We start from the raw sequence: 25,463 nt of genomic DNA on the forward strand, positions 1-25,463 counted from the left end.
ACCGTGGGCATGGAAGGCGCCTTCGATGCCATGGGCAGCGGCCAGGTGGATGTGAACTGGGCGCGCGAGCATCACAGCCTCTGGGTCCGCGATGCGCAGGCCCGTGGCGGCGGCGACGACTGAGCCGCCGCGGAACGGTTATCCGGAAACGGAAAAGGGGCGGTGGAAACACCGCCCCTTGCTTTTTGCCTGTCGGCTTTTTGCGTTGCCGGAAATCTCAGCCGAGATTCTTTTCGGCGAATTCCCAGTTGAGCAGCTTGTCGATCACGGCATTGACGTGATCGGGGCGGCGGTTCTGGTAATCCAGATAATAGGCATGCTCCCAGACGTCGATGGTGAGCAGCGGCTTCACCCCGTCCATGTGCAGCGGGTTCTCGGCATTGGCGGTCTTGCGCAGGGTCAGCTTGCCGCCCTCCAGGCAGAGCCAGCCCCAGCCGGAACCGAACTGCGTGACGCAGGTCTGGGCGAAGTCGGCCTTGAACTTGTCGTAGTCGCCGAAGGCATCCTTGATCATGTCGGCGATGCGGCCGGTCGGCTTGCCGCCGCCATTCGGCTTCAGGCACTGCCAGTAGAAGTCATGGTTCCAGACCTGGGCGGCATTGTTGAAGATCGTCTTCTTGGCCGCCTCGCTGCTGCCGGCGGTCGCCTTGATGATCTCCTCGAGCGAGCTGTCCTTCAGCGGATCATTCTCGAGCAGCTTGTTCAGCGTGTTGAGATAGGTGGTGTGGTGCTTGCCATAGTGGAACCCGATGGTCTGCGCATTGATCACGGGGCTCAGCGCATCTTCGGCATAGGGAAGGGGTTTCATCGTGAATGGGGCACCCATAATCGACTCCTTTTTGAGTTTGGTTTGCTTGGTCGGAGACCGCTTATAATAGGATCGAAGACAAGAAAGGAAATGGCCGGAAACGGCCAGTTCCGCAACAACCGGGCCGCGGAATTGGTTGCAGGCCGCGGATCGGGCAGGATGGAGCGCCAGGAGATCACCATGACCATGCGCATGCCGGCCGCTGCCCTGGCGCTTGTTCTCGCCGTTTTCGCCGCCCCGGGCCGGGCCGAAATGCTCGGCCATGGCGCGATGGTCAACAGCGTCGCCGTCTCGCCCGACGGCCGGCAGCTGCTCTCGGCCAGCTGGGACTACACCGTGCGACTGTGGGATCTGGAGAAGCAGGCCGAGCTCCGGGTGCTGGACGGCCATACCGCCAGCGTCAATACGGTATTGTTCCTGCCCGACGGCCGCGGCGCGCTGTCCGGCAGCTGGGATCACGCGATCATCCGCTGGGACCTCGCCAGCGGGCGGGAAACCGCGCGGCTGACCGGCCATGTGAATAACGTTTCCGGCATCGCGCTGAGCCGCGACGGCCGTTGGCTCGCCTCGGCCAGCTGGGACCGCACGGCCAAGCTGTGGGACCTCACGACCAACAAGCCGATCCGCAGCTTCGAGGGCCATGACGCCAATGTCATGCAGGTTGCATTCGCCATGGACGACACGCAGCTGGTCACGGTCTCCTACGATCTCTCGGTGCGGCTCTGGGACATCGCCACCGGCAGGGAGCTGGCCCAGATGACGGGACACACCGCCAGCGTGAATGCGGTGGCGGTGACGCCCGATGGCCGGACGGCGCTGACCGGCAGCACCGACGGGCAGATCAAGCGCTGGGATCTGGTCGCCCGGCGCGAGGTCGGCAGCCTGGCCGGTCATGGCGCCTTCATCACCTCGCTGGCGATCTCGAAGGACGGCCGCTATGCGCTGTCGGGCGGCGGCGACAGGCTGATGCGGCTCTGGGACCTGAACGAGGGACGGCAGGTCCTGCAGTTCGCCGGCCACGACAAACCGGTCTGGTCGGTCGCCTTCACGCCCGACGGCAAGCGCGCCGTGTCCGGCGGCTACGATACGGTGATCAAGCTCTGGTCGCTGGAAAGCGGCCGGGAAATCGCGTCCCGGCCCTGAGCGGCTCAGTTCTGGTGCATCTCCAGGGTCGGCCGTGCCGACTGCGTGGTATAGGCCATGTCGACCGTCTTGTTGCTGTTCTGCAGGATGACGGCCGCGCCCACCGCGATGACCAGGGCTGCGACAACACCGGCGATAAAGGCTTTCATCGGACATCCCCACATTTTTGTTCTGCATTGATAATATAGGAAGAAACCGCGCATTTCAAAGCGGCGCTCAGCGACTGGAGCCGGCCTGCTGCCTGAGCCAGGCGATCAGGTCCGCGCGGTCCTGGGGAATCGCCAGCCCGCCATACATCTTGGTGCCTGGCATGAAATCCTGGGTCGCGGCGAGATAGGCATCGAGGGTCTCTTCGGTCCAGATCAGGCCGGAGGTCTTCATCGCTTCGGAATAGCGGTAATCGGGCTGCGTGCCGGCGGTGCGGCCGAAGATTCCGTGCAGCCGCGGCCCGACGATGTTGCGTCCGTTCGGCTCGATCGTGTGGCAGGCGCGGCATTTGCCCCAGAGCTCCGCGCCGCGCGCGATGCTGGGCGGTTCGGGAGCGGTGCTGGCCGGGGCGGGCTGCCCCAGCGCGGGGCCTGCGCAGAGCAGCAGGACAAGGGACGGAACGATGCGCAATCCGGCCTCCCGGCTGGTTTTCCAGATGCCGCAACACTATAGTTGGACTGGCTATTTCGCCAAAGCATCCGGGTGGAAACGATGATGCAGTTGGACGGTCGACACGTCCTGGTGTGCAATTGCGAAAACACCATGCCCCTGGACGGCAAGGCGCTGGCGAAGGCCTGCGGCGCCAGTGCCGGCGGCGAGGTTGCCACCCAGCTTTGCCGCGCCGAGATCGGCCGTTTCCACCGGGCGCTGGAAACCGGCCTGCCGCTCACGGTCGCCTGCACGCAGGAAAGCGCGCTGTTCGAGGAGCAGCGCGAGGACAGCGGCAGGGACACGCCGGTCACCTACGTCAATATCCGCGAAACCGCCGGCTGGTCCGCCGAAGCCGCCGCAGCCACGCCGAAGATTGCCGCGCTGCTTGCTGCCGCCGCGGTGCCGGCGCCGGTGCTGCCGGCGGTGACGATGAATTCGCAGGGCGTGGCGCTGATCTACGGCCGCGACGAGCGCGCCATCGAGGCGGCGAGGCAGCTCAGCTCCCGCCTCGACGTCACCATCATGCTGAATCGCCCGAAGGACGTGCCGGGCCAGCCGCGCATGGACCTGCCGATCGTGCAGGGCCGCATCGCGGCCGCGCGCGGTCATCTCGGCGCCTTCGAGCTGGTGGTCGACGACTACGCGCTGCCGTCGCCGTCCTCGCGGGCGGCGCTGGTTTTCGGCCCGGCGCGGAACGGCGCCAGTTCGCGCTGCGACATCATCATCGACCTCACCGGCGGTACGCCGCTGTTTCCCGCCCATGAGAAGCGCGACGGCTATCTGCGCCCCGACCCGGACGATCCGGCCGCCGTGCAGCGCGCCCTGTTCGAGGCCAGCGATCTGGTCGGCAGTTTCGAGAAGCCGAAATACGTCGAATACCATCCGGAAATCTGCGCGCATTCGCGCTCGCAGAAAACCGGCTGCAACCGCTGCCTCGATGTCTGCCCCACCGGCGCGATCACGCCGGCCGGCGATCACGTCGCCTTCGATCCCTTTGTCTGCGGCGGTTGCGGCAATTGCGGCGCGGTCTGCCCGACGGGCGCCGCCGATTTCCGTCTGCCGCCTGCCGCCACGCTGACCGAGCGGCTGCGCGCGCTGCTGCTGGCCTATCGCGAGGCGGGCGGGCGCCAGGCCGTGGTGCTGGTGCATGACGCCAGGCATGGCGCACCGCTGATCGACGCGCTGGCGCGGTTCGGCGACGGCTTGCCGGCGCGCGTGCTGCCCTTTGCCGTCCATGCCGTCAGCGAATGCGGCATCAGCTTCTTCGCATCGGCCTTCGCCTATGGCGCCGCGGATGTCCGCGTTCTGGCGCCGGCGCGCAGCCGCGACGATCTCGGCGGCCTGGCGCAGCAGATGGCGCTGACGGAGAATATCCTGGTCGGTCTCGGCTTCGAGGGCGGCCGGGTCGGCCTGATCGAGACCGATGATCCGGATCAGCTGGCTGCAGCGCTTGCGGCATTGCAGACCCGCGAGGGTCCCAGCGGCGCCAGCTACCTGCCGATGGGACGCAGTCGCGACCTGGCCCGCCAGGCCTTCCGGCATCTGCACACGGTCGCGCCGGCCCCGGTCGATACCGTTGCGCTGGCGCCAGGCGCACCGTTCGGCAACCTGCAGATCGATGTCGAGGGATGCACGCTCTGTCTGTCCTGCGTCTCGGCCTGCCCGACCGGCGCGCTCAGCGACAACGCCGAGCGGCCGCAGCTCAGCTTCACCGAGGATGCCTGCGTGCAGTGCGGTCTGTGTCGCAATACCTGCCCGGAGAAGGTGATTGCGCTGGAGCCGCGGCTGAACTTCACCGACGCGGCAATGCGGCCGCGCGTGGTAAAGGAGGAGGAGCCGTTCCACTGTATCCGCTGCGCCAAGCCTTTCGGTACGAAGTCCTCGATCGAGCGGATCATCGCGCAGCTCCAGGACAAGCACTGGATGTACGGCCGGAGCGAGATGGTCGACCGCCTGCGCATGTGCGCCGACTGCCGGATCATCGTGCAGAGCGAAAGCAGGATCGACCCCTATGCCGGCCCGCCGCGGCCGGTGGTCCGCACCACCGACGATTATCTTGCCGAACGCGCCGCGGCGGAAACGGCCGAGAAAAAGACCTCATGAAGGTTCTGGGTATCGCCGGGTGGAGCGGCTCGGGCAAGACAACGTTGCTGGCAGACCTGATCCCGCTGATGGTCAGGAAAGGGCTGCGCGTTTCGACCATCAAGCATGCCCACCATGATTTCGATATTGACCAGCCGGGCAAGGATTCGTACCGTCACCGTCATGCCGGCGCCAGCGAGGTGCTGATCAGTTCGGCGAAGCGGTTTGCCCTCATGCACGAGCATCGCGGCGAAGCCGAACCGACGCTGGAAGAACTGGTCGCCAGGCTGACACCGGTGGATCTGGTGCTGGTGGAAGGCTTCAAGGCGTCGCCGCATCCCAAGATCGAAGTCTGGCGTGCTTCGGTCGGCAAGCCGATGCTGCAGCCGAAGGATCCGCATGTCATCGCGGTCGCCAGCGACGCGCCGATCCCGTCTCTGCCGGTGCCGGTCCTGGATGCCAACAATCCGCAGCAGGTGCTCGACTTCATCCTCAGCTGGATGAGGCAGCCTGCCGGGCGCAAAGAGGCCCGTCTTGGCGCAGCTGACTGACGATTGCTTCGCCCATGGCGGCGCGCTGACGCGTCTCGACGTGGCGCTGCAGGATCTGCTGTCGCGGCTGACGCCGGTCACCGACAGCGAGGACCTGCCGCTTGCGGCCTGCTTTGGCCGTGCCCTGAGCACGCCGCTGGTGGCCCGCAATGCCGTGCCGCCATCCGACAATTCCGCCGTCGACGGCTATGCCGTCTATCATGAGGATCTGGCCAGAGACGCGGAGACCCGCCTGAAGGTGGTGGGACGCGCTACGGCCGGGCATCCTTTTGCTGGCCCGCAACCGCGCGGCACGGCGGTTCGCATCCTGACCGGTGCAGTCATGCCGGCGGGCCCCGACACCGTGATGATGCAGGAAGACTGCAGCCTGGAGGGCGATGTCGTCGTCATCCGGCCCGGCATCAAGCGCGGGGCCAATCGCAGGCTGGCTGGCGAGGACGCCCGGGCGGGCGAGGCGGTGATTCCTGCCGGGCGGGTGCTGAATGCGGCCGATCTCGCCCTGGCGGCCGCCACCGGCCATGGCAGTCTGCCGGTTCGGAAACCCCTGCGCGTGGCACTGGTCTCGACCGGCGACGAGGTGCATGAGCCCGGCGGTCCGCTGCCTGAGGGCGGCATCTACGATGCCAACAGGCCGTTGCTGGCGGCCCTGCTCGGATCCTGCGGCTGCATTGTCCGCGATCTCGGCATCCAGCCTGATCGCCAGGACAGGATCGCGAAAATCTTTGCCGAAGCCGCGGCCTGCCATGATGCCGTCGTCACTTCGGGTGGCGTGTCCACAGGCGATGAGGATCACGTCAAGGCCGCGATCGAGGCGGCGGGAGGCAGGCTGCATTTCTGGCGTCTGGCGATCAAGCCGGGCCGCCCGGTGGCGCTCGGCCAGATCGGCCGCGTGCCCTTCTTCGGCCTGCCGGGCAATCCGGTGGCAGCGATGCTGACCTTTGCCTTCTTTGCCCGGCCGCTGCTGCAGCGTCTGGCCGGCGCCACGCCGGTGATGCCGCGCAGCTTTCCGGTTACGGCGGGCTTCGCCTACAGGAAGAAGGCGGACCGCCGCGAATGGGTGCGCGTGTCGCTGCACGAGGAGGCGGGCGGCTGGTGGGCGGAGAAATACCCGGTCGACGGCGCCGGGGTCATCACCTCGCTGACCCGGACCGATGGCCTTGTCGAACTGCCGGAGGAAATGCAGCGCCTCGAGCCCGGCGCACCGGTGCGGTTTTACCCTTACGCGGCACTGGGGCTCTGAACGTCGGGATCGGGCGTCAGAGAATGGTCGGGTTCGGCGCGTCGCCGTAGACCGCCTTCGGATCGAAAGTCTTCTCGGTCTCCTCGAACTTCAGCTCGACCGGCTTGTCGCCGGCCTGGCCGGTGGGCACCGAGCGGTAGAAGCAGGAGCGGTAGCCGACATGGCAGGAGGCGTCGCCCGGGATCTTCACCCGCAGCCAGACCGCGTCCTGGTCGTCGTCGATGCGCAGCTCGACGACCTTCTGCACGAGGCCCGAGGTGGCGCCCTTGTGCCACAGCACCTTGCGGCTGCGGCTGTAATAATGGGCCTCGCCGGTCTCGATGGTGCGCCGCAGGGCTTCCTCGTTCATGTAGCCCAGCATCAGCACTTCGCCGCTGTCGGCGTCCGTGGTGACACAGGGCAGCAGGCCGTCGGCGTCGAATTTCGGCGCCAGCTCGTTGCCTTCCTCGACCTGTTCCACGGAAATGCGCTTGGCGAACACGGGGTTACTCCTGGCGGCGGGCGGCGGGTGGCGGCCCGGATTGCTCTTGCGTGACGGGCCGTTATATATCGTCGGGTGGCCCGAGCATCAAGCCGAGCCGCCCGGGATGCCATGCTGAACGCCCTGTACAACGACAAAATCCTTAATTTTGCGGCACATATCGGCCAGACCGAGCGCCTGGCGGATCCCGATGCCACGGTCACCCATCACAGCCCGCTCTGCGGCAGCCGGATCACCGTGGATCTCAAGCTGACCGACGGCAGGGTGACGGCCTATGGCCAGCAGGTGCGGGCCTGCGCGCTGGGCCAGGCGGCGGCGTCCATCCTGGGGCGGACGATCATCGGACAGGATACGGCGACCTTGCGCCGGCTGGCCGAGACGATGCGCGCGATGCTGAAGGAAAACGGCCCGCCGCCGGGCGATGCCTTCGCCGATCTGGAAGTGCTGATCCCGGTCCGCGAGCACAAGGCGCGCCATAACGCCGTGCTGCTGCCCTTCGAGGCCGTAGTGAAGGCGATCGACCAGATCGAGGCCGGGCAGAAAAAGGCCTAGGCGGCCTTCAGTTCGCTCTTCGCGACATTCTGGATCAGGGCGATCATGCCGTTGAGGCCGTTGATCCGGTTCGACGTGATGTTTTCCCACACGCCGATGCGCTGCAGGAAATCCGGCGGATTGTCGACGATCTCGCGCGGCGTGCGGCCGGAATAGACCTTGAGCAGCAGCGCGATCAGTCCGGCCACGATCTCGGACTCGCTGGAAGCCTGGTAATAGACCCGGCCATCGCGCGCCTCGCCATGCAGCCAGGCGCGGTTGATGCAGCCCTTGACCCGCCATTCGTCGGTCCGCAGTTCGTCCGGATAGGGCGGCAGGCCGCGGCCGAGATCGATGAGGAATTTGTAGCGGTCCATCCAGTCGTCAAAAACCGAGAAGTCCTCGACGATCTCTTCCTGAACCTTGCGGATGTCTTCACTCATCAGCCTGCCTCATGACGCGACGCGCCAGGACGTCTCGCCACCCTTGTCTTCCAGCAGAATGCCGCGGGCCGCCAGATCGTTCCGGATGCGGTCGGATTCGGCCCAGTCCTTGCGGGCGCGGGCGTCCTTGCGGGCGGCGATCAGTGCCTCGATCTCGGCGGCATCGACCGCCACGCCCGTACCGGCGCCCCTGAGCCAGGCGGCGGGGTCCTGCTGCAGCAGGCCCATCAGCCAGCCGGCGGCGAGCAGCTCCGATTTCAGCCGGCGCCGTTCGGCGGGATCGGTCGCCTTGTTGGCCAGACCGGCGAGATGGTGCAGTTCGGCCATCGCCTTCGGGGTGTTCAGGTCGTCGGCCAGCGCCGCGACGAAGGCCTCCGGCGCTTCGCCGGGTTCGGCTTCGACATCGCGCAGGGAGTCGAGCGCGCGATAGAGCCGGTCGAGCTGCGCCTTCGCCTCCTTCAGGGCCGCATCGGTCCAGTCGAGCGGCTGGCGGTAATGCGCCGAGAGCAGCGCGAGCCGGATCGCCTCGCCGGGTGCCTGTTTCAGCAGGTCATGGACCAGCAGCACGTTGCCCAGCGACTTCGACATCTTTTCGGCATCGACGTTGACGAAACCGTTATGCATCCAGTAGCGGCAGAACAGCGCGCCGTTGCGGGCGCAGGTGCTCTGGGCAATCTCGTTCTCATGATGCGGGAAGATCAGGTCGTGGCCGCCGCCATGGATGTCGATGGTCTCGGGACCGAAGCTCTTCTCTATCATCGCCGAGCATTCGATATGCCAGCCGGGACGGCCGCGCCCCCAGGGCGAATCCCAGCCGGGCAGCTCGGGCGGCGAGGGCTTCCACAGCACGAAATCGGCGGGGTCGCGCTTGTAGGGTGCGACATCGACACGCGCACCGGCGATCATGTCGTCGCGGTCACGGCGCGACAGCTGGCCGTAAGCCGGAAAGGACGGCACGTTGAACAGCACATGGCCTTCGGCAACATAGGCATGGCCGTTGGCGATCAGGCGTTCGATCATGCCGATGATCGCCCCGATATGCTCGGTGACCTTCGGCTCGATCACGGGCGGCAGAACGCCGAGCGCGCCCATGTCGTCGTGATAGACCGCGAGATATTTCTCGGTGATGGCGCCGATCGGCACGTTCTGCGCCCTGGCCGCGGCGTTGATCTTGTCATCGACGTCGGTGACGTTGCGGGCGTAGACGACCTTCGGGAAAGTCTTCTGCAGCAGCCGGAACAGGGTGTCGAAGACAACGGCCGGCCGCGCGTTGCCGATATGGGCGTAGTTGTAGACGGTGGGGCCGCAGACATACATCGTCACCCGCTGCGGATCGCGCGGAACGAAGACTTCCTTCTGCCGGGTGAGCGTATTGTAGAGCTGAATTTGCATGGCCAAGTCTGTCCCGGCCGGAAATATAGGGGACGGGGCGCCCGGCGCAACCGGCAGGATGCCGGCGGCGGCGGGATTCCCCTAAAAAAGCCCCTCAGCGCAGGAAGTTGACCAGTGAGAGCTGCAGGCTGTCGCGGGTGATCACGTAGCTGGCTTCCAGCGAGGTCTGCAGGTTCTTGATGTTGACCGAGACCTCGGCGATGTCGGCATTCTCGATGCTGCCGATGCGCGTCTTCAGCACGTCGAGGCTGCGGTTGTGCCGCTCCTGGATTTCCCTGAGCTGCTGCTGCTTGTAGCCGTTGCGCGAGGCAATCGACTTCAGCTCGGTGATGGCCGTGTTCAGCTGCTCGCGTGCGTCGTCGATGCGCAGCTGGTAGGTTTCCGGCGCCGCCGTCACGTCCGCGGTGGCGTCGCGGAAGCGGATCAGCGCATCGGCCAGCCGCTGGAAGCCGCTTTCGCCGGCGGAAACACCGTAGCTGACCTGCTCGCCGTCATCGGAATAGAGGGTCGTGCTGGCGGTATTGAAGAAATCGTCATAGACGGCCGCCGTGAACGGCGGGCCGTTGTTGAGGAAAAAGTTGGCCCGGGCGCCGTAGCCGGCGATCGGGAAGTCGGCATCGCTCGTGACCGGCGTGAAGGCGCCCGGCACGGCGCCGGCGGCATAGGCCGTGGGCAGTCCCGAGAGCTGGCCGTTGATCGGGTTGGTCGTGTAGTTGGCACCGCCGAACAGGAACCGGTCACCATCCCTCACCTGCAGCAGGTTGCCGAGGCGGTCGAGCAGCGTCTCCGCCTGGGAGCGCGGCGCGGCGGTCGCGGCGAAGAAGGGGTCGCGGTTCTTGATCATCGTGTCCTGCGCTTCGGTGGCGAGGTCGATGATCTCTTCGATGGTGAAGGCATAGATGTTGACGCGGTTGACCACCGACTGAACGGCGTCCTTGTAGTTCTCGACCGTTCCCAGCTGCGACTTCAGCTGGCCAAGCTCGAGGGCGCGCGCCGAAACGCCGATCAGGCCGTCGACGATGCGGCCGGAGCCGAGCTGCTGGTTCTGCCTGGTGAGTTCGAGATTGAGCAGCCGGATGCTGCGCGTGACATCGAGCTGCAGGGCGTACTGGGTGGATCCGACGAGGGCTACCATGATTTACCTCCCGATGTTGACCAGCTGGTCGAACATCTGCGTGATGGTGGTCATCACATTTGCAAGAGCGGCGTAATTGTTGGTCAGGATCTGCAGCTGCGCCAGCTCGTCGTCGATGTTGACGCCGGTGAGATTGCGCAGCTTCTGGTCGACGGTATGCTCGATGCGCTCCGCCGTGTCGCGGTTGGCCTCGTTCTGCGCCGCACTGCGCGCATGATGGGCCAGGATGGCGTTGGCCAGACCGAAGATATTGAGATTGCCGATGGCGAGGCCGTTCGGGTCGCTGGCGCGGTTGATGTCGGTTGCCGTCAGCACGGTGTTGCGCATGGCCTGCTGCACGGCGCCGGCCCGGGCGGCATCCAGGGTGGACGGATCGGCGGTCAGGGCGGCATTCACCATGATGTCGCCGGCCTCGAAGTCGGCCGTCGGAGTGGCGAAGAAGTCCGGCGGCCCGCCATAGGCGGTGTTCACGACGGTGACGAGGTTGGCCGCGAAGGAGTCCAGCTGGTTGAAGTATTTCGCCAGCATGCCGCGGTTGGGGTCGGAGCTTGCCAGCGCCGTCGCGCTGTCATCCAGATAGTCCAGGGAGGCGCGGATCGAGCCGTCGAGGAAGCCGTCGTTCAGCACATGCGTGCCGCCGACATTCCGGATTTCGTTGGTCAGCGTATCGTACTCGAACTGCTGCGCGACCGTGCCGACGATCTGCACGCCGCCTTCGGTATAGACGAACAGTTCGCCGCGGTCGTTGGTGATGGTGCGGATGCCGACCTTGTCGGCCAGCCTGGCCACCTCGGCATCGCGCAGATCTTCGAGGTCGCCGGTGGGCGCGCCGCCGGCCCTTTGCGAGGCGATCTGGGTATTCAGCTTCGCAATCTCGATGCTGGCCGCATTGATGTCCTGGATGTCGAGCTCGATGGCCTCGCGGCCGCGGGTCAGGAGCTGCGACTGCAGGCCGTTGAGCCGGCGGATTTCTGCAGTCAGTTCCTGGCCGCGGAGCACGACCTGGTTGCGCAGGTCGAGATTCTCCGGCGTCGCTTCCAGCTGCTTCCAGGCATCCTCGAAGCGGGTCAGCATCGCCAGCAGGACCGGCTGCCCGCCGGTGGTGTTCATCGCGTCCAGCGTTTCCGCCAGCCCGCGCGAGTAATCCAGCTGCTTCTGCAGCCGGCCGAAATCGGCCGTGGCCTCATAGAGATCCTGGCGCAGTTCGGCATTGGCGAGGCGGGTGACGCTGGCGACCAGCGGGCCCTGTGGCAGGCCCTCGGCCACGGGCGTGGTGAGGGCCGCGACCTTGCGGCTGTAATGGGGGTTCTGCGCGTTGGAAACGTTGCCGGAAACCAGACGGGTCTGCTGCTGCAGGGTCTGAAGGCCGGTGACGGCGACGTTGAGGGCGGCACTCAGGGACATGCCTTGGTTTCCTTCGCTGCAACCGGCGGCGCATGCTGCGCCGCGCGGACGTGTGGAGTACCGGGCGGCTGGGCCGCCCGGCGCTCAGGTCAGTTAGCGGCGGATATTGATGGTCTCCTGCAGCAGTTCGTCGGAGGCCGTGATCAGCCTGGCATTGGCCGAGTAGGTGCGCTGCGCGACGATCAGCTTGGAGAATTCCTCCGCGATATCGACGTTGGAGCCTTCCACCGCCGCCGAGACATAGTCGCCCGCGCCGCTTGAGCCGGATTGCGACAGGACGGCGGAACCGGAATTCGGCGTTTCGACGAAGGCGTTGCCGGCGACGCGGTCCAGTTCGGTCGGATCCCGGAATTTGGCCACGGGTATCTGGTAGAACTGCTTGACGTTGCCGTTGTCGAAGGTGACCGAGACGTAGCCGTCCTGGTCGATGGTCAGGCTCTTGAAGTTGCCCTGAGGCACGCCGTTCTGACTGAAGTTGTTCAGTGTCAGCGTGTCGCCGGCATACTGCGTGGTGCCGATCGAGTTGCCGTAGGAGCCCAGGTCGAGGCGGACGGTCTGGGTGCCGGAGCCGTAATCGAGGTCGAAGGTGAAGGACGCATCGTCGTTCAGGCCCGGCGCCGACGCCGTCAGGCCGCCGACGCTCTGCAGATCGGAGATCGTGCCGGGCGTTGCGACACCGCCGACCGTACCGCCGAACGTCACCGTCGCGGGGCCGAGAACGGCGGCGGTCGTACCGCCGGCGCCGCCACCGGGCGCGGTGACCTCCAGAGTCCACATGTTGGTGCCGATGCGGATCCATTCGAGGTTCAGCGTGCGGGCGTTGCCCAGCGCGTCGAAGATCTGGATCGAGCTGGCCGGCAGGGTGGCCGGCAGGCCGCCCGAGCTGTCGGTCACGTTGGAAGGCAGGTTGGCGGCGTAGTCAACCACGCTGGTGGCGACTGGCGCGTCGAGCAGGTTGGACACGCGGACTTCCTCGGTCGCCGAGCTGTCGACCACACCGGTGACCGGATCGACTGGCCAGCCGCGCAGGAAGTAGCCCGACGAGTTAACCAGGTAGCCGTCGCTGTTCTGGTTGAAGTCGCCAACGCGGGTGTAATAGGAGGTCGTCTCGAAGGTCGGCAGACCGGTCGCCTGGTCGTTGCCGTTCTTCTTCGAGACCGGGATGAAGCCGCCGCCAACCAGCGCGATGGAGGTCGTGGACGAGACCTGCTGGATCGCGCCCTGGGCGTTATTGGCGAAGAAGGGCTGGTTCAGGGCGCCGCCGGGCGAGTGGGTGTTCGCCTGGGCGCTGGAATTGGTGATCAGCGTCTGGAAGCGCGATTCCACCTTCTTGTAGCCGATGGTGCCCGCATTCGCGACGTTGTCGGAGATGTAGCTGATCGCGGTCGACTGGCCGGTCAGGCCGGTGATCGCCGTCTGCATGGAACCACTGATGGACATAACACTGCCTCCTGGCTGGTAGACCGATTTGCCAGTGGAGGAGCAAGCCGCGTGCCAGTTTCCGGCAGGACGGTAATTCTTTGATTTTCCTCGGATCTGCTGCCGGAAACGGCTGGCAACTTCTGCCGGTCGACGCCGGCGGGGGATTCCGCCCGGCAGTTTTTGCCGGGGCGGACCTAGCCGCGATTGAGGCCGGGAACCCAGAGAATGTCGGCCTCGCCATCCCGGTTGGCATGGCGCGAGGCGACGAAAAGATGGTCGGACAGGCGGTTGATATAGGCCAGCGCCGCAGGGTTGACCGGCTCGGCTTCCTGCAGCGCGGTGACCAGCCGCTCGGCCCGCCGGGTGATGGTGCGGGCCAGATGGAGATAGGCGGCCGCCGGCGTGCCGCCCGGCAGCACGAAGGAGGTCAGCGGCTTGAGCCGGGCATTCATGGCATCGATTTCCGCTTCCAGGCGGTCCACCTGGACCTGGGCGACCCGCAGGGCCGGCCGGCGGCGGCTGTCCTCTTCCTGCTCCGGGGTGGAGAGATCCGCGCCCAGATCGAACAGGTCGTTCTGGATGCGCGACAGCATGGCATCGAGATCGGCGCCGATATCGCCCAGCGCCGCCACGTGCAGGCGCGCCAGCCCGATCGCGGCATTCGCCTCGTCGACGGCGCCATAGGCCTCGACGCGCAGGTCATGCTTGGGCACCCGCTCGCCGTTGCCCAGCGAGGTCATGCCCTTGTCGCCGCCGCGGGTATAGATCCTGTCAAGTTTGACCATGGGCTGCTCAGGAGCGGAAGACGAAGGTGGCCACGCCGATCAGGATGATGGCGATGAATTGCAGCAGAATGCGCCAGCGCATCAGCAGGTTGGAATAGGAGCGATTGAACCGTCCGCCGCGGAACAGGGCGAAGATGCCCACGCAGAGCACCAGGAAGGTGGCAACGGCGAAGACCGGAATCAGGGCCTGGACGATATTCTGCATGGGCGGAGGATATAGCGTGCCGGGGCCCGGGTCCAACCGCGGCCGGCCCCGGCGGCAATCTGCCGCAAATCAGAGATCGCGCAGGACCTGCCGCAGGCCGGCGATGCCCGCCTCGTCGCGGCGGTAGAAGGTCCATTGCCTGATCCGCTTTGCCCTGATCAGCCCGGCCTGGGCCAGGATCTTCAGATGCTCGCTGGCGGTGGGCTGGCTGACGCCCAGCTTTTCGGCGATCAGCAGGCCGCAGACGCCGTCCTTCACCAGATCGCCGTCGGTCTGGGGCCGGAAATGCGCTTCCGGGTCTCGCAGCCATTCCAGGATGGCGAGGCGCTTTTCGTTGGCCAGGGCGCGCAGGGCAGGCAACGGAGACATATTGCTAATTAGCCAATATTCTAATTATAAGTCAAGGCGATTTGGATTCAGCGGAGAGGGCCACATGGCAGTGCAGATCGATCGGGCGGGGATTGCCGAGACGGCGAGGCTGGTCGCACCCCATGTCCGCCGCACGCCGGTGATCGCGGTCGCGGGTGCCGATTTCGGCCTTCCGGTGGCGCAGCTCCGGCTGAAGCTGGAACTGCTGCAGCATTCCGGGTCCTTCAAGGTGCGTGGCGCCTTCGCCAACCTGCTGCGCCGCCCGGTGTCCCCGGCGGGGGTGGTGGCGGCCTCGGGTGGCAATCACGGGGCGGCGGTGGCCTATGCCGCGATGGTCCTCGGCAAGCCGGCCAAGATCTTCGTCCCCAGCATTGCCGCACCGATGAAGATCGCCCGGATCAGAAGCTACGGCGCCGATCTGGTGGTGGGCGGCGACCGCTATGCCGATGCGCTGGCGGCCTCGGAAGCCTGGCTGCGGGACAGCGGCGCCATGGCGGTGCATGCCTACGACCAGCCGGAAACGCTGCTGGGCCAGGGCGGCGTTGGCCTGGAGCTGGAGGAGCAGGATCCCGATGTCGAGACGCTGCTGGTGGCCGTCGGCGGCGGCGGGCTGATCGGCGGCATCGCGGCCTGGTATGCCGGCCGGGTAAAGGTCGTCGCCGTCGAGCCCGAAGCGGCACCGACGCTCAACATGGCGCTGAAGGCCGGCAGGCCGGTGGAGGCCCCGGCCGGCGGCATTGCCGCCGACTCGCTGGCGCCGAAGCAGATCGGCAGCCTGATGTTCCCGATCGCGCAGAAACATGTTGCCGAATCCGTCCTGGTGCCGGACGACGCGATCCGCGCCGCGCAGGTGACGCTGTGGGACAAACTGCGACTGGTTGCCGAGCCGGGCGGCGCGGCCGCCTTCGCGGCGCTGCTCAGCGGCGCCTACCGGCCGGAACGCAACGAACGCGTCGCCGTGCTCGTCTGCGGCGGCAACCCGACGACGACGGATTTCATCTAGCCCGGCGATCAGCCGTTGCGCTGCTCCAGCAGACGGCGGGCGATTACCTGCGCCTGGATCTCGGCGGCACCCTCGAAGATGTTCAGGATGCGGGCATCGCAGAGCACGCGGCTGATCGGATATTCCTCGGCATAGCCGTTGCCGCCATGCACCTGCAGCGCATTGTCGGCATTGGCCCAGGCGATGCGCGCGGCGAGCAGCTTGGCCATGCCGGCCTCGAGATCGCAGCGGCGGCCCTGATCCTTCTCGCGCGCGGCATAATAGCAGAGCTGCCGCGCCAGCATGGTCTCCACCGCCATCCAGGCGATCTTGCCGTGCACGCGCGGGAAGCTGTAGATCGGCTTGCCGAACTGCACGCGCTCAAGCGCGTATTTCAGCCCGAGCTCGAGCGCGCATTGCGCCACGCCGAGCGCGCGGGCGCCCGTCTGGATGCGGGCGGATTCGAATGTCTCCATCAGCTGCTTGAAGCCCTGGCCCTCGCGCTGGCCCAGCAGGTTCTCCGCCTTCACCTCGAAATCGTCGAAGCCGATCTCGTATTCCTTCATGCCGCGATAACCGAGCACCTCGATCTCGCCGCCGGTCATGCCCTTGGCAGGGAAGGGATTGGAATCGTCGCCGCGCGGCTTCTCGGCGAGGAACATGGACAGGCCCTTGTAGCCCTTCTCGCTGGGATCGGTGCGCGCCAGCAGGGTCATCAGGTCGGTGCGCGCGGCATGGGTGATCCAGGTCTTGTTGCCGGTGATCCTGTAAACGTCGCCATCCCTCACCGCGCGCGTGCGCAGGCTGCCGAGATCGGAACCGGTATTCGGCTCGGTGAAGACAGCGGTCGGCAGCGTTTCGCCGGAAGCCAGCTTCGGCAGCCATTTCTTCTTCTGCTCTTCCGTGCCGCCGCGCAGGATCAGCTCGGCGGCGATCTCGGCGCGGGTGCCGAGCGAGCCGACACCGATATAGGCGCGGCTCAGTTCCTCGGAGACAACACACATCGCCATCTTGCCGAGGCCATGGCCGCCGTATTCCTCCGGAATGGTCAGGCCGAAGACGCCGAGTTCGGCCATCTCCTGGACGATCTCCATCGGAATGAATTCGTCCTTGCGGTGCCAGTCATGGGCAAAGGGCGCCACCTTGTCCTCGCCGAAGCGGCGGAACTGCTCGCGCACCATGGTCATGGTCTCGTCGAGGCCCAGCTCGCCGAAGTCGCCGGTCGAGAGGCCGTCGCGGATCAGCGCGGCGATGCGGCTGCGGACGTCGCTGGTATTGCCGCCGCGGATCAGGCTGTCCACCGGGGCGGCGTTGCGGAACGCACGCTGGGCGTCATCCGTGATCCCGAGATCGGCCAGGCGGCAGACCTCGACCTGGCTCATGGCAATGCCGCCCGCCATCTGCGCCAGATACTCGCCGAAGCCGGCCTGCAGGATCAGCATTTCCAGTTCGCGCAGCCGGCCGTCCTGCTGCAGTCGCTCGGCCCAGTGCAGCGTCTCCTTCAGCGTGGCGACGTAGGTCGCCAGCCAGGCGAGCCCGTGGGCGGCGAACTGCTCTTGCTCGAGCCTGGCGGAATCGATCTGTCCATCGGCGCCGCGCACCAGCTGCGCCACCGACGCCGTCGCGCTGCCCAGCAGCTGCTCGGCCGCTTTCAGTGCCGCCGAACAGGTCGGCAGCAGGTCGTTGATCAGCAGGGTTTCACGGGTGGGAGCGGGTTTGGCTGCGGCAGACATGGTGTGATCTCGGATTGGCAAATCGGCCGGCAGGATCGCTCCTGCCGGCCCATGAGGAAATACCGGACGGTGTCGGGAGGCTAGCTGTTGCCCGCCTCGATCGCGTCCTCGATGGTGCGCAGGCCCGGAACCTTGGCGCTGACCAGCACAGCCATGTTGCCCGGCTTGTGCTGATTCTTCCACATCTTGGTATGGGCGCGCGGAATGTCGGCCCAGGCGAAGACCTCCGACATGCAGGGATCGATGCGCCGTTCGATCACCAGCTGGTTGGCCTGGCTGGCCTGCAGCAGGTTGGCGAAATGGCTGCCCTGGATGCGCTTCTGGCGCATCCACACGAAGCGGGCGTCGAAGGTCAGGTTGTAGCCGGTGGTGCCGGCGCAGAAGACCACCATGCCGCCGCGCTTCACCACGAAGCAGGAGACCGGGAAGGTCTGCTCGCCGGGATGCTCGAAGACGAAATCGACGTCGTTGCCCTTGCCGGTGATCTCCCAGATCGCCTTGCCGAACTCGCGCACCTTCTTCATGTAGGCGCCGTATTTCTCGGCATCCAGCACCGGCGGCAGCTGGCCCCAGCAGTCGAAGTCGTTGCGGTTGATGACGCCCTTGGCGCCGAGGCTCATGACGAAGTCGCGCTTGCTGTCGTCGGAAATAATGCCGATCGCGTTGGCGCCCGCGGTGGCGATGAGCTGGATCGCCATCGAGCCGAGGCCGCCGGCAGCGCCCCAGACCAGCACGTTCTGGCCCGGCCGCAGGATATGCGGACGATGGCCGAACAGCATGCGGTAGGCGGTGGCCAGCGTCAGCGTGTAGCAGGCACTCTCTTCCCAGGTCAGGTGCTTCGGCCGCGGCATCAGCTGGCGCGACTGAACGCGGGCGAACTGGGCGAAGCTGCCGTCCGGCGTCTCGTAACCCCAGATGCGCTGGGTCGGCGAATTCATGGGATCGCCGCCGTTGCACTCCTCGTCGTCGCCGTCATCCTGGTTGCAGTGGACGACCACTTCGTCGCCGACCTTCCAGCGCTTCACGCGGCGGCCGACCTTGTAGACGATGCCCGCGGCATCCGAGCCGGCGATGTGGTATTCGGCCTTGTGCACGTCGAAGGGCGAGATCGGCACGCCCAGGCCCGCCCAGACGCCGTTGTAGTTGACGCCTGCGGCCATCACGAGGATCAGCACCTCGTCGGCATCGATTTCCGGGGTCGGCAGCACTTCCAGCTGCATCGACTGCTCCGGCGGCCCGTGGCGGTCGCGCCGGATCGCCCAGGCGTACATCTGCTTCGGCACATGGCCGAGCGGCGGGATTTCGCCGACCTCGTAGAGGTCCTTGTAGCCGCCCTTGGCCTGGACACCGTTGCTGGTCTGCAGCGCGACTACCGATCCGACGGGGTTGGACATGCGAAACTCCTTGGCTTCCCTGACGAGATGAATTCTGTGTTTCGCAGCCTGCTCCCGGTGTGATCAGCCCGGGGCGGGCCGAAAAACGCTGTTGTTTTGCCCGATGCCTGCTATCCTTTTGCAAATGCGTAAAGACGGCAAGATCGTTTTGCAATGCAGCGGAGGTTATGTTATTTCTTTCAACCTCCGCAAGGGGAAACATAATATCCCTACGTCAACTTGACACGGAATAAAATTATGTCCGCGACTCGCGATTCCGGCCAGAAACTAAGCTCCTTGTCTCGCAACCGCGAAAAGCCCTGGTTGTTCCGCACGTATTCGGGGCATTCCTCGGCCCGGGCGTCGAACGAGCTTTACCGGACGAACCTCGGCCGCGGGCAGACCGGCCTTTCCGTCGCCTTCGACCTGCCGACCCAGACCGGCTACGACAGCGACCACGTCCTGGCGCGGGGAGAAGTGGGCAAGGTCGGCGTGCCGGTCAGCCATCTGGGCGACATGCGGGTGCTGTTCGACCAGATCCCGCTGGCCCGGATGAACACCTCGATGACGATCAACGCGCCGGCCGCCTGGCTGCTGGCGCTGTATATCGCCGTCGCCGAGGAGCAGGGCGCGAAGCGCGCCGAACTGGCCGGCACGGTGCAGAACGACATCATCAAGGAATATCTCTCGCGCGGCACGTATATCTTTCCGCCGGCGGCCTCGATGCGGCTGATCACCGACGTGATCGCCTTCACCTACCGCGAGATGCCGAAGTGGAATCCTACCAATGTCTGCAGCTACCATCTGCAGGAAGCCGGCGCCACTCCGGTGCAGGAGCTGGCTTACGCGCTGGCGACCGCCGTTGCCGTGCTGGATGCGGTAAAGGCCTCGGGCCAGGTGCCGCCGGAGGATTTCGCCCAGGCCTTTGGCCGGATCAGCTTCTTCGTCAATGCCGGCATCCGCTTCGTCACCGAAATCTGCAAGATGCGCGCCTTCGTCGATCTCTGGGAGGAGATCGGCCGCGAGCGTTACGGCGTCACCGATCCGAAGGCGCTGCTGTTCCGCTACGGCGTGCAGGTGAATTCGCTGGGTCTCACCGAGCCGCAGCCGGAGAACAACGTCTACCGCATCCTGCTCGAGATGCTGGCCGTGGTGCTGTCGAAGAAGGCCCGCGCCCGCGCCGTGCAGCTGCCGGCCTGGAACGAGGCGCTCGGCCTGCCGCGCCCCTGGGACCAGCAATGGTCGCTGCGCCTGCAGCAGATCGTCGCCTACGAGACCGACCTGCTGGAATATGACGACATCTTCGACGGCAATCCGGCCATCGAGGCGAAGGTGACGGAACTGAAGAATGCCGCCCGCGCCGAACTGAAGCGCATCGAGGACATGGGCGGCGTCATTCCGGCGGTCGAAAGCGGCTATCTCAAGCAGGCGCTGGTCGAGAGCAACACCGCCCGCGTGCGCGGTATCGAGACCGGCGAGATCACCGTCGTCGGCGTCAACAAATTCACCGAAAGCGCACCCTCGCCGCTGGTTGCCGGCGAAGGCGGCGCGATTATGACGGTCGACCCGGCGGCGGAGGCCGAGCAGATCGAGCGGCTGAAGCAGTGGCGCGCCCAGCGGGACGCGAAAGCCGTGGAGAAGGTGCTGGCCGAGCTCGAAGCGGCGGCGCGCGAGAACCGCAACATCATGGAACCGAGCATCAATGCGGCGAAAGCCGGCGTCACCACCGGCGAATGGGCGGCGACGCTCCGCAAGGTCTTCGGCGAATACCGCGCGCCGACCGGCGTCGGCGCCGCCGGCACGGCGCTGGTCGATGATGGCATGGACGAACTGCGGGCCGAGGTGAAGGCGGTCGCGCAGCGGCTCGGCCGGCCGGTGAAGCTGCTGGTCGGCAAGCCGGGACTGGACGGCCATTCCAACGGGGCAGAGCAGATTGCCGTGAAGGCGCGCGACTGCGGCATGGAAGTGGTCTACGAGGGCATCCGCCTGACGCCGGAGCAGATCGTCGCCGCCGCGCTGGAAGAGGGCGTGCATCTGGTCGGCCTGTCGATCCTCTCGGGCAGCCATGTCGAACTGGCCACCGAGGTGATCGAGCGCATGCGCGCCGAGGGGATCGGCGACGTGCCGGTCGTCGTTGGCGGCATCATTCCGCCCGAGGACGAGAGGCGCCTGAAGGCTGCCGGCATCGCCGGGGTCTTCACGCCCAAGGATTACGACCTGACCGCGATCATGCGGGCGATCGTCGCCCTGGTCGATCGCAGCTGGTCGCAGGCCGCCTGAGGTCCGCACGATCCTCTTGCGCTGGGTCAATGCCGCGGACGGCCGCGGCAGTAGACTGTCCGCATGATTGAGGACAACCCGGCCGATATCGCCCAGCTTTTCGATCCGCCGCCCGACGCGGTGATCGAGACCCATATCTCGAAAGTCTTCCTGTGCGGCGATCGCGCCTGGAAGCTCAAGAAAGCGGTGCGGCTGCCTTATGTCAATTTCTCGACGCGCGAGCTGCGCCGCATCGCCTGCGAGCGCGAGGTGGCACTGAACCGGCGCACGGCCCCCGAACTCTACCTTGGCGCCCGTCGGGTCTGCCGCTCTGCCGACGGCAGACTCTGTATCGGCGGAAGCGGTGAGCCCGTCGACTGGCTGGTCGAGATGCGCCGTTTCGACGCCAGCCGGACATTCGATATCCTCGTGAAGGACGGCGGCCTTTCCGCCGATCACATGGAGGCGCTCGCCGAAGCGATTGCCCGCTTCCACGCGGTGGCCGAACCGGCAGGGGAGGCCGACGAGGAGCCCGTGTCGCTGGCGCTGAAGCTGAATGCCGAAGCTTTCGCCCGGCTGGATCAACGGGCGCTGCCGCAGGACCAGCGTGCGGCCTTCGAGGCGGCGCTGTCGGATGAAATGGCCCGGCGGCGCGCGCTGCTGCAGGCGCGGCAGCAGCGCGGCATGGTGCGGCGCTGCCATGGCGACCTGCATCTGCGCAACATCGCCTTGATCGGCAACGCGCCCGTGCTGTTCGACTGCCTGGAATTCGACGACCGTCTCGCCTGTATCGATACGATGTATGATGTCGCGTTCCTGCTGATGGACCTGCTGCATCACGGCCGCCGCGATCTCGCCAACCGCTGCCTCAACCGCTATCTGGAGGTCAGCGGCGATTACGAAGGCGCCGCGCTGCTGCCGCTGTTCATCGCGGTACGGGCGGCGATCCGCTGCCATATCGCGGGCCTGAAGGAAGACTCCTGGCCGGAGGCGCGGCGCTATCTCGCGCTGGCGCTGACCGTCCTCGCGCATAGCCGGCCGTTGCTGGCGGTCGTTGCCGGGTTCTCCGGAACCGGCAAGACCACCGTGGCGCGCCGGCTGGCCCCGGAGGCGCATGGCGCCTGCGGAGCGGTGATCCTGCGCAGCGACGTGATCCGGAAGAGACTGCAGGGCATCGATCCGCTGCAGCGCCTGCCGGCGGACAGCTACACGCAGGAGGCCAGCCGCAGGACCTATGACGCGATGCTGGATCGCGCCGCCCTGCTGCTGCGCGGCGGAAGCACGGTGATCCTCGATGCCGTCTTCGGCCAGGCGGCCGAGCGCCAGGCCGCCGAGGCGCTCGCCCGGGAATGCGGCGCCGGTTTTCTCGGTCTCTGGCTCGAAGCGCCGCTCGCCACGCTGGCAGCCCGGATCAGCAGCCGGCGCAATGACGCATCGGACGCGACCGCCGAGGTGGCACGCTGGCAGCATCAGTCGCTGACGGCGCCGCAGGACTGGCATCGCGTGGATGCTTCCGGCGGGCCCGATCAGGTCGCCGGCGCGGCGATCCGGCTGCTGACGGCAGCGGCAAGCTGATCTAGGCTGCGGCTCCCAGTTCCAGTGCGGGTATCGATGCGGATGAAAGCGCCAGCCACCATCGCCGGACGTATCGCGGTCAGCCTTGCCGCCGGCATCGCCGTTCCGGTCGTGCTGATCGGCATCCTGCTGCTGCGCAGCCTGGGCAACGAGCCTCAGGGCATGTGCACGCGGGTGGAAGGCACGGGCGGCACCCTGCCGATCGACATGAGCCGTGGCGGCGACGTACCCTATACCTGCGATCTCAACTGGGATTACGTCTTCTTCAATATCGGCCTGCCGGCGCTCGGCTTCGCCGTTCTGGCCTATCTTCTGCTGACCCTGCTGCGCCGGACCGAGACACAGTAAGGACCTGCAGCGTCCGGGATACGCCACGGGCAAAACACAACTGGGAGGACGTGCCTCCGGTAAATCGGGATGAGGAATACAACCGGATACGGAAACCTCCGTATACGTCGTGTGTTGCTCAGCTTTCCCGCTGGAGGCCTGTTTGTTTTCTTCTCTGTCTGCTGTCCGCGTCCGCCGGATTCCGCTCTACCGCATCCTCAACCGCTTCCGGTTGTGGATGGAGATTTCGGCGATCTTCCGTCGCCTGAAGCGGAGCCGCACAATGCAGGAGACGCACCGGCATCTCTACCGGCCCGACATCTCGCGGCATCTGCGGCAGAGCCGGGAGGGTTCCGTCTTCGAGATGGCGGATGTTTCAGCCTGCATTCGTCAGTTGCGCGAGAACGGGTACTGGCAGGGGCTGCAGCTGCCGGAAGACCTGGTGGCAGAGATCCGCCGCTTCGCCGAGGAGACCTTCTGTTCCCGTCATCCGCATGATCCCGAACGCTTCCTGATCGCGGAGGTCTGCAACGGCCGTTCGCCCCTGGGCGCGCCAGTGGCTGTCGCCGATGTCAACTGCGCGCTGCCCTGCGAGGCGATCGACCGGGTGGCGGCCGATCCGCTGCTGGCGGACGTCTCCCGCCGCTATCTGGGCTACGCGCCGAAGCAGGTGAAGACGCGGCTGTACTGGAGCCCGGTTTCCGACCTGTCCGACGAGGAGCGCCGCGAAAACGGCCAGACGGTGGACTTCCACTACGACATCGAGCCGACGCGCGCGCTCTACGTGTTCTTCTACATTACCCCGGCCGATCGCGAGAGCGGCGCGCATGTCGCCATGGCGCGGTCGCACCGCATCAAGAGCCTGCCGATGATCTTCTCCTCCAGCTTCCAGCCCGAGGGGCGGGTTTTGGCGCATTACGGCGAGGCCGCCCAGATCGTCATCGAGGGCGGCGCCGGTTACGGTTTCCTCGAGGACCCTGCCGCCTTCCACAAGGTGCTGGTGCCGCGCAAGCGGGAACGTCTGGTGCTGCAACTCCGTTATTCCTGACGGAACCGGACGCGAGGGACGACATTGCCGAAGAATGCGGATGCGCCAACGAAGGAAGCGGCAAGGAAGAACGGGGGATTGCGGCAGGAGGACATCGTTCACGGTGCGGATGAACTGCCCTGCGTAAGGGTCGAGAGCTACAATCTCGAAATCAGGGACGGCAAGGGCTATATCGGCGACCGCGCCAGCGGGCGCGCCTTCCGCGCCCTGCTCGACAAGGTGCAGGACGAGGCCGGCGACATGGCCGAGGATGCCCTCGGCGATGTGCGCGCCGCCGAACTGAAGAAGAAGGAATGGGACCGCCTGCTGACCGAGGGCGATGCCGACCAGGCCGCCATCATCCACAGCGCGGTCGAGGAATTCTCCCAGAACCTTGCCGCCGTGGTGCGGCGCTATCTGGATCACAAAAGCTGGAAGAAGGTGAGTCGCGTGGTGGTCGGCGGCGGGCTGCGGCGCAGCCGGGTCGGCGAGCTCGCGATATCGCGCACCGAGATGATCCTGCGCGGCGACGGGATCGAGATCGACCTGACGCCGCTGCATCATCATCCCGATGCCGGCGGGATGATCGGCTGCGTGCAGCTGCTGCCGCGGGATGCCTTCGAGGATTACGACAGCTTCATCGCCGTGGATATCGGCGGCTCCAACATCCGCAGCGGCATCGTGCTGCTGAACCGCGACAGGGCGAAGGATTTCAGCGCGGCGAAGGTTGCCGAATGGGAACTCTGGCGCCATCGCGAGGACAAGCCGAAGCGCGACGAGGCGCTGGATCATCTCGGCGGTATGCTGCGCCTGCTGGTCGGCCATGCCGAGGACCGCAAGCTGAAACTCGCGCCGATCATCGGCATCGGCTGCCCCGGCCGCATCGCGGAAGATGGCGGCATCGAGAACGGCACCCAGAATCTGCCCGGCAACTGGGAAGCGAAGGGTTTCCATCTGCCCGAGGCGGTGCGCGAACGGATGCCCTATGTCAGTGGCGAGAAAACCCGCGTGATCCTGCATAACGACGCGGTGGTGCAGGGGCTGAGCGAGGTGAGCCGCATGCGCGAGGCGAAGCACTGGGGCGTGCTGACCATCGGCACCGGTCTGGGGAATGCGAGTTTCACGACCCTTGACTGACGTCCGGCCGTCTTGAAACCGGGGCCGGCAGTCCCAATCTGCATGAAACCGGGTCCGGGCCCCTCTGGCGGCTGCTTTCAGGAAACAGCGGCCGTGATGTCGGACTCTTCCACCTGACGGGCTGTTGCCCCGATCCTGGGAGATCTGAATGCCTGCTGCTTCCGCCCAGTTCCATCAGACATACGGCTACCGTTCGGAGCGTAATGCCGAGGCGCGCCGCCGCCTTGAGACGCTGGCGCATCTGCTTGACAGCGCCGTCCGCATTCCCGGCACCGGGATCCGCGTCGGCCTCGATGCCGCGCTGAATGTGGTGCCCGGTGTCGGCCTGCTCACCGCCAAGGGCCTCGCCGGCTACCTGATCTGGGAGGCGCATCGCCTCGGCGTGCCCGGCAACATTCTGCTGCGCATGGCCGGCAATGT

26 protein-coding genes are annotated in these 25,463 nt (G+C 66.3%); 12 read left to right on the plus strand and 14 right to left on the minus strand.

Features of this window, described 5'->3' with window-relative positions:
- Positions 1 to 217 precede the first annotated feature (217 nt).
- Positions 218 to 826, minus strand: coding sequence for a superoxide dismutase (locus VKZ87_RS01830; protein ID WP_324219533.1), 609 nt, complete (start codon positions 824 to 826; stop codon positions 218 to 220).
- A gap of 162 nt (positions 827 to 988) precedes the next feature.
- Between VKZ87_RS01830 and VKZ87_RS01835 the strand changes: the two genes are divergently transcribed.
- Positions 989 to 1,951 carry a WD40 repeat domain-containing protein gene (locus VKZ87_RS01835; protein ID WP_324219534.1) on the plus strand — a complete coding sequence of 321 codons (963 nt, stop codon included), beginning with the start codon at positions 989 to 991 and terminating at the stop codon, positions 1,949 to 1,951.
- Positions 1,952 to 1,956: 5 nt separating this feature from the next.
- Here the strand turns inward: VKZ87_RS01835 and VKZ87_RS01840 are convergent, their stop codons facing one another.
- Both VKZ87_RS01840 and VKZ87_RS01845 read right to left on the minus strand, forming a co-directional pair.
- A complete protein-coding gene (locus VKZ87_RS01840) occupies positions 1,957 to 2,100 on the minus strand; it encodes a hypothetical protein (RefSeq protein WP_324219535.1) in 144 nt (47 codons plus the stop codon).
- 67 nt (positions 2,101 to 2,167) lie between these two features.
- A complete protein-coding gene (locus VKZ87_RS01845; RefSeq protein ID WP_324219536.1) occupies positions 2,168 to 2,569 on the minus strand; it encodes a cytochrome c family protein in 402 nt (133 codons plus the stop codon).
- 132 nt (positions 2,570 to 2,701) lie between these two features.
- Here VKZ87_RS01845 and VKZ87_RS01850 point away from each other — a divergent pair, with 132 nt between their 5' ends.
- From VKZ87_RS01850 to glp, 3 genes are read left to right on the plus strand one after another with little or no spacing between them, the layout of a single operon-like run.
- Positions 2,702 to 4,693, plus strand: coding sequence for a 4Fe-4S binding protein (locus VKZ87_RS01850; protein ID WP_324219537.1), 1,992 nt, complete (start codon positions 2,702 to 2,704; stop codon positions 4,691 to 4,693).
- Entirely contained in the window at positions 4,690 to 5,223 is a 534-nt protein-coding gene (mobB, locus tag VKZ87_RS01855; protein ID WP_324219538.1) for a molybdopterin-guanine dinucleotide biosynthesis protein B, read from the plus strand. Before VKZ87_RS01850 ends, mobB begins: the two co-directional genes overlap by 4 nt.
- Entirely contained in the window at positions 5,207 to 6,463 is a 1,257-nt protein-coding gene (gene glp, locus VKZ87_RS01860; RefSeq protein WP_324219539.1) for a gephyrin-like molybdotransferase Glp, read from the plus strand. The genes mobB and glp overlap by 17 nt, the downstream gene beginning before the upstream one ends.
- A 16-nt stretch (positions 6,464 to 6,479) precedes the next feature.
- Here glp and hisI read toward each other — a convergent pair whose 3' ends face one another.
- Positions 6,480 to 6,944 carry a phosphoribosyl-AMP cyclohydrolase gene (hisI, locus tag VKZ87_RS01865; RefSeq protein WP_324219540.1) on the minus strand — a complete coding sequence of 155 codons (465 nt, stop codon included), beginning with the start codon at positions 6,942 to 6,944 and terminating at the stop codon, positions 6,480 to 6,482.
- 111 nt (positions 6,945 to 7,055) lie between these two features.
- On the opposite strand from hisI, the gene VKZ87_RS01870 reads away from it, so the two are divergent.
- Positions 7,056 to 7,496, plus strand: a complete 441-nt coding sequence (locus VKZ87_RS01870; RefSeq protein ID WP_324219541.1) for an iron-sulfur cluster assembly scaffold protein — start codon at positions 7,056 to 7,058, stop codon at positions 7,494 to 7,496.
- On the opposite strand, the gene VKZ87_RS01875 is transcribed toward VKZ87_RS01870, so the two are convergent.
- From VKZ87_RS01875 to VKZ87_RS01910, 8 genes are all read right to left on the minus strand, one after another.
- On the minus strand, positions 7,493 to 7,918 hold the full coding sequence (locus VKZ87_RS01875; RefSeq protein WP_324219542.1) for a SufE family protein: 426 nt from the start codon (positions 7,916 to 7,918) through the stop codon (positions 7,493 to 7,495). The two genes, VKZ87_RS01870 and VKZ87_RS01875, sit on opposite strands and share 4 nt — an antisense overlap.
- A gap of 9 nt (positions 7,919 to 7,927) precedes the next feature.
- A complete protein-coding gene (gene cysS / locus VKZ87_RS01880) occupies positions 7,928 to 9,310 on the minus strand; it encodes a cysteine--tRNA ligase (RefSeq protein WP_324219558.1) in 1,383 nt (460 codons plus the stop codon).
- A 94-nt stretch (positions 9,311 to 9,404) separates the two neighbouring features.
- Positions 9,405 to 10,445 carry a flagellin gene (locus VKZ87_RS01885; RefSeq protein ID WP_324219543.1) on the minus strand — a complete coding sequence of 347 codons (1,041 nt, stop codon included), beginning with the start codon at positions 10,443 to 10,445 and terminating at the stop codon, positions 9,405 to 9,407.
- A gap of 3 nt (positions 10,446 to 10,448) precedes the next feature.
- Positions 10,449 to 11,849 (minus strand): flagellar hook-associated protein FlgK, encoded by a 1,401-nt coding sequence (gene flgK, locus VKZ87_RS01890; RefSeq protein WP_324219544.1) that lies wholly within the window; start codon positions 11,847 to 11,849, stop codon positions 10,449 to 10,451.
- Between the two features lie 93 nt (positions 11,850 to 11,942).
- Complete coding sequence (locus VKZ87_RS01895) at positions 11,943 to 13,289, minus strand: flagellar hook-basal body complex protein (RefSeq protein WP_324219545.1); 1,347 nt, start codon at positions 13,287 to 13,289, stop codon at positions 11,943 to 11,945.
- A 176-nt stretch (positions 13,290 to 13,465) separates the two neighbouring features.
- On the minus strand, positions 13,466 to 14,056 hold the full coding sequence (locus VKZ87_RS01900) for a cob(I)yrinic acid a,c-diamide adenosyltransferase (protein ID WP_324219546.1): 591 nt from the start codon (positions 14,054 to 14,056) through the stop codon (positions 13,466 to 13,468).
- Positions 14,057 to 14,063: 7 nt separating this feature from the next.
- Positions 14,064 to 14,261, minus strand: a complete 198-nt coding sequence (locus tag VKZ87_RS01905; protein WP_324219547.1) for a twin transmembrane helix small protein — start codon at positions 14,259 to 14,261, stop codon at positions 14,064 to 14,066.
- 69 nt (positions 14,262 to 14,330) lie between these two features.
- Positions 14,331 to 14,630, minus strand: a complete 300-nt coding sequence (locus tag VKZ87_RS01910; protein WP_324219548.1) for a metalloregulator ArsR/SmtB family transcription factor — start codon at positions 14,628 to 14,630, stop codon at positions 14,331 to 14,333.
- Positions 14,631 to 14,694: 64 nt separating this feature from the next.
- Between VKZ87_RS01910 and VKZ87_RS01915 the strand changes: the two genes are divergently transcribed.
- On the plus strand, positions 14,695 to 15,633 hold the full coding sequence (locus tag VKZ87_RS01915) for a threonine/serine dehydratase (RefSeq protein WP_324219549.1): 939 nt from the start codon (positions 14,695 to 14,697) through the stop codon (positions 15,631 to 15,633).
- 8 nt (positions 15,634 to 15,641) lie between these two features.
- Here VKZ87_RS01915 and VKZ87_RS01920 read toward each other — a convergent pair whose 3' ends face one another.
- Together VKZ87_RS01920 and ccrA are read right to left on the minus strand one after the other, a co-directional pair.
- Entirely contained in the window at positions 15,642 to 17,345 is a 1,704-nt protein-coding gene (locus VKZ87_RS01920) for an acyl-CoA dehydrogenase family protein (RefSeq protein WP_324219550.1), read from the minus strand.
- 80 nt (positions 17,346 to 17,425) lie between these two features.
- The gene (ccrA, locus tag VKZ87_RS01925; RefSeq protein WP_324219551.1) at positions 17,426 to 18,739 is read right to left on the minus strand and encodes a crotonyl-CoA carboxylase/reductase; all 1,314 of its coding nucleotides are present in this window, start codon (positions 18,737 to 18,739) and stop codon (positions 17,426 to 17,428) included.
- A gap of 237 nt (positions 18,740 to 18,976) precedes the next feature.
- On the opposite strand from ccrA, the gene VKZ87_RS01930 reads away from it, so the two are divergent.
- The 6 genes from VKZ87_RS01930 to VKZ87_RS01955 all read left to right on the plus strand — a co-directional run.
- Positions 18,977 to 20,998 (plus strand): protein meaA, encoded by a 2,022-nt coding sequence (locus VKZ87_RS01930; protein ID WP_324219552.1) that lies wholly within the window; start codon positions 18,977 to 18,979, stop codon positions 20,996 to 20,998.
- Positions 20,999 to 21,061: 63 nt separating this feature from the next.
- Positions 21,062 to 22,552: an AAA family ATPase gene (locus VKZ87_RS01935; RefSeq protein ID WP_324219553.1), complete on the plus strand. Its 1,491-nt coding sequence runs from the start codon at positions 21,062 to 21,064 to the stop codon at positions 22,550 to 22,552.
- A 42-nt stretch (positions 22,553 to 22,594) separates the two neighbouring features.
- Positions 22,595 to 22,900, plus strand: coding sequence for a hypothetical protein (locus VKZ87_RS01940; RefSeq protein ID WP_324219554.1), 306 nt, complete (start codon positions 22,595 to 22,597; stop codon positions 22,898 to 22,900).
- Positions 22,901 to 23,042: 142 nt separating this feature from the next.
- Positions 23,043 to 23,927, plus strand: coding sequence for a hypothetical protein (locus VKZ87_RS01945; RefSeq protein WP_324219555.1), 885 nt, complete (start codon positions 23,043 to 23,045; stop codon positions 23,925 to 23,927).
- 24 nt (positions 23,928 to 23,951) lie between these two features.
- Positions 23,952 to 25,043, plus strand: coding sequence for a hypothetical protein (locus tag VKZ87_RS01950; protein ID WP_324219556.1), 1,092 nt, complete (start codon positions 23,952 to 23,954; stop codon positions 25,041 to 25,043).
- Between the two features lie 148 nt (positions 25,044 to 25,191).
- Positions 25,192 to 25,463 (plus strand): DUF4112 domain-containing protein (locus VKZ87_RS01955; protein WP_324219557.1); only part of this gene is annotated, 272 nt, incomplete at its 3' end.

This window comes from Ferrovibrio sp. (genome assembly GCF_035304305.1).
Lineage (GTDB): Bacteria > Pseudomonadota > Alphaproteobacteria > Ferrovibrionales > Ferrovibrionaceae > Ferrovibrio.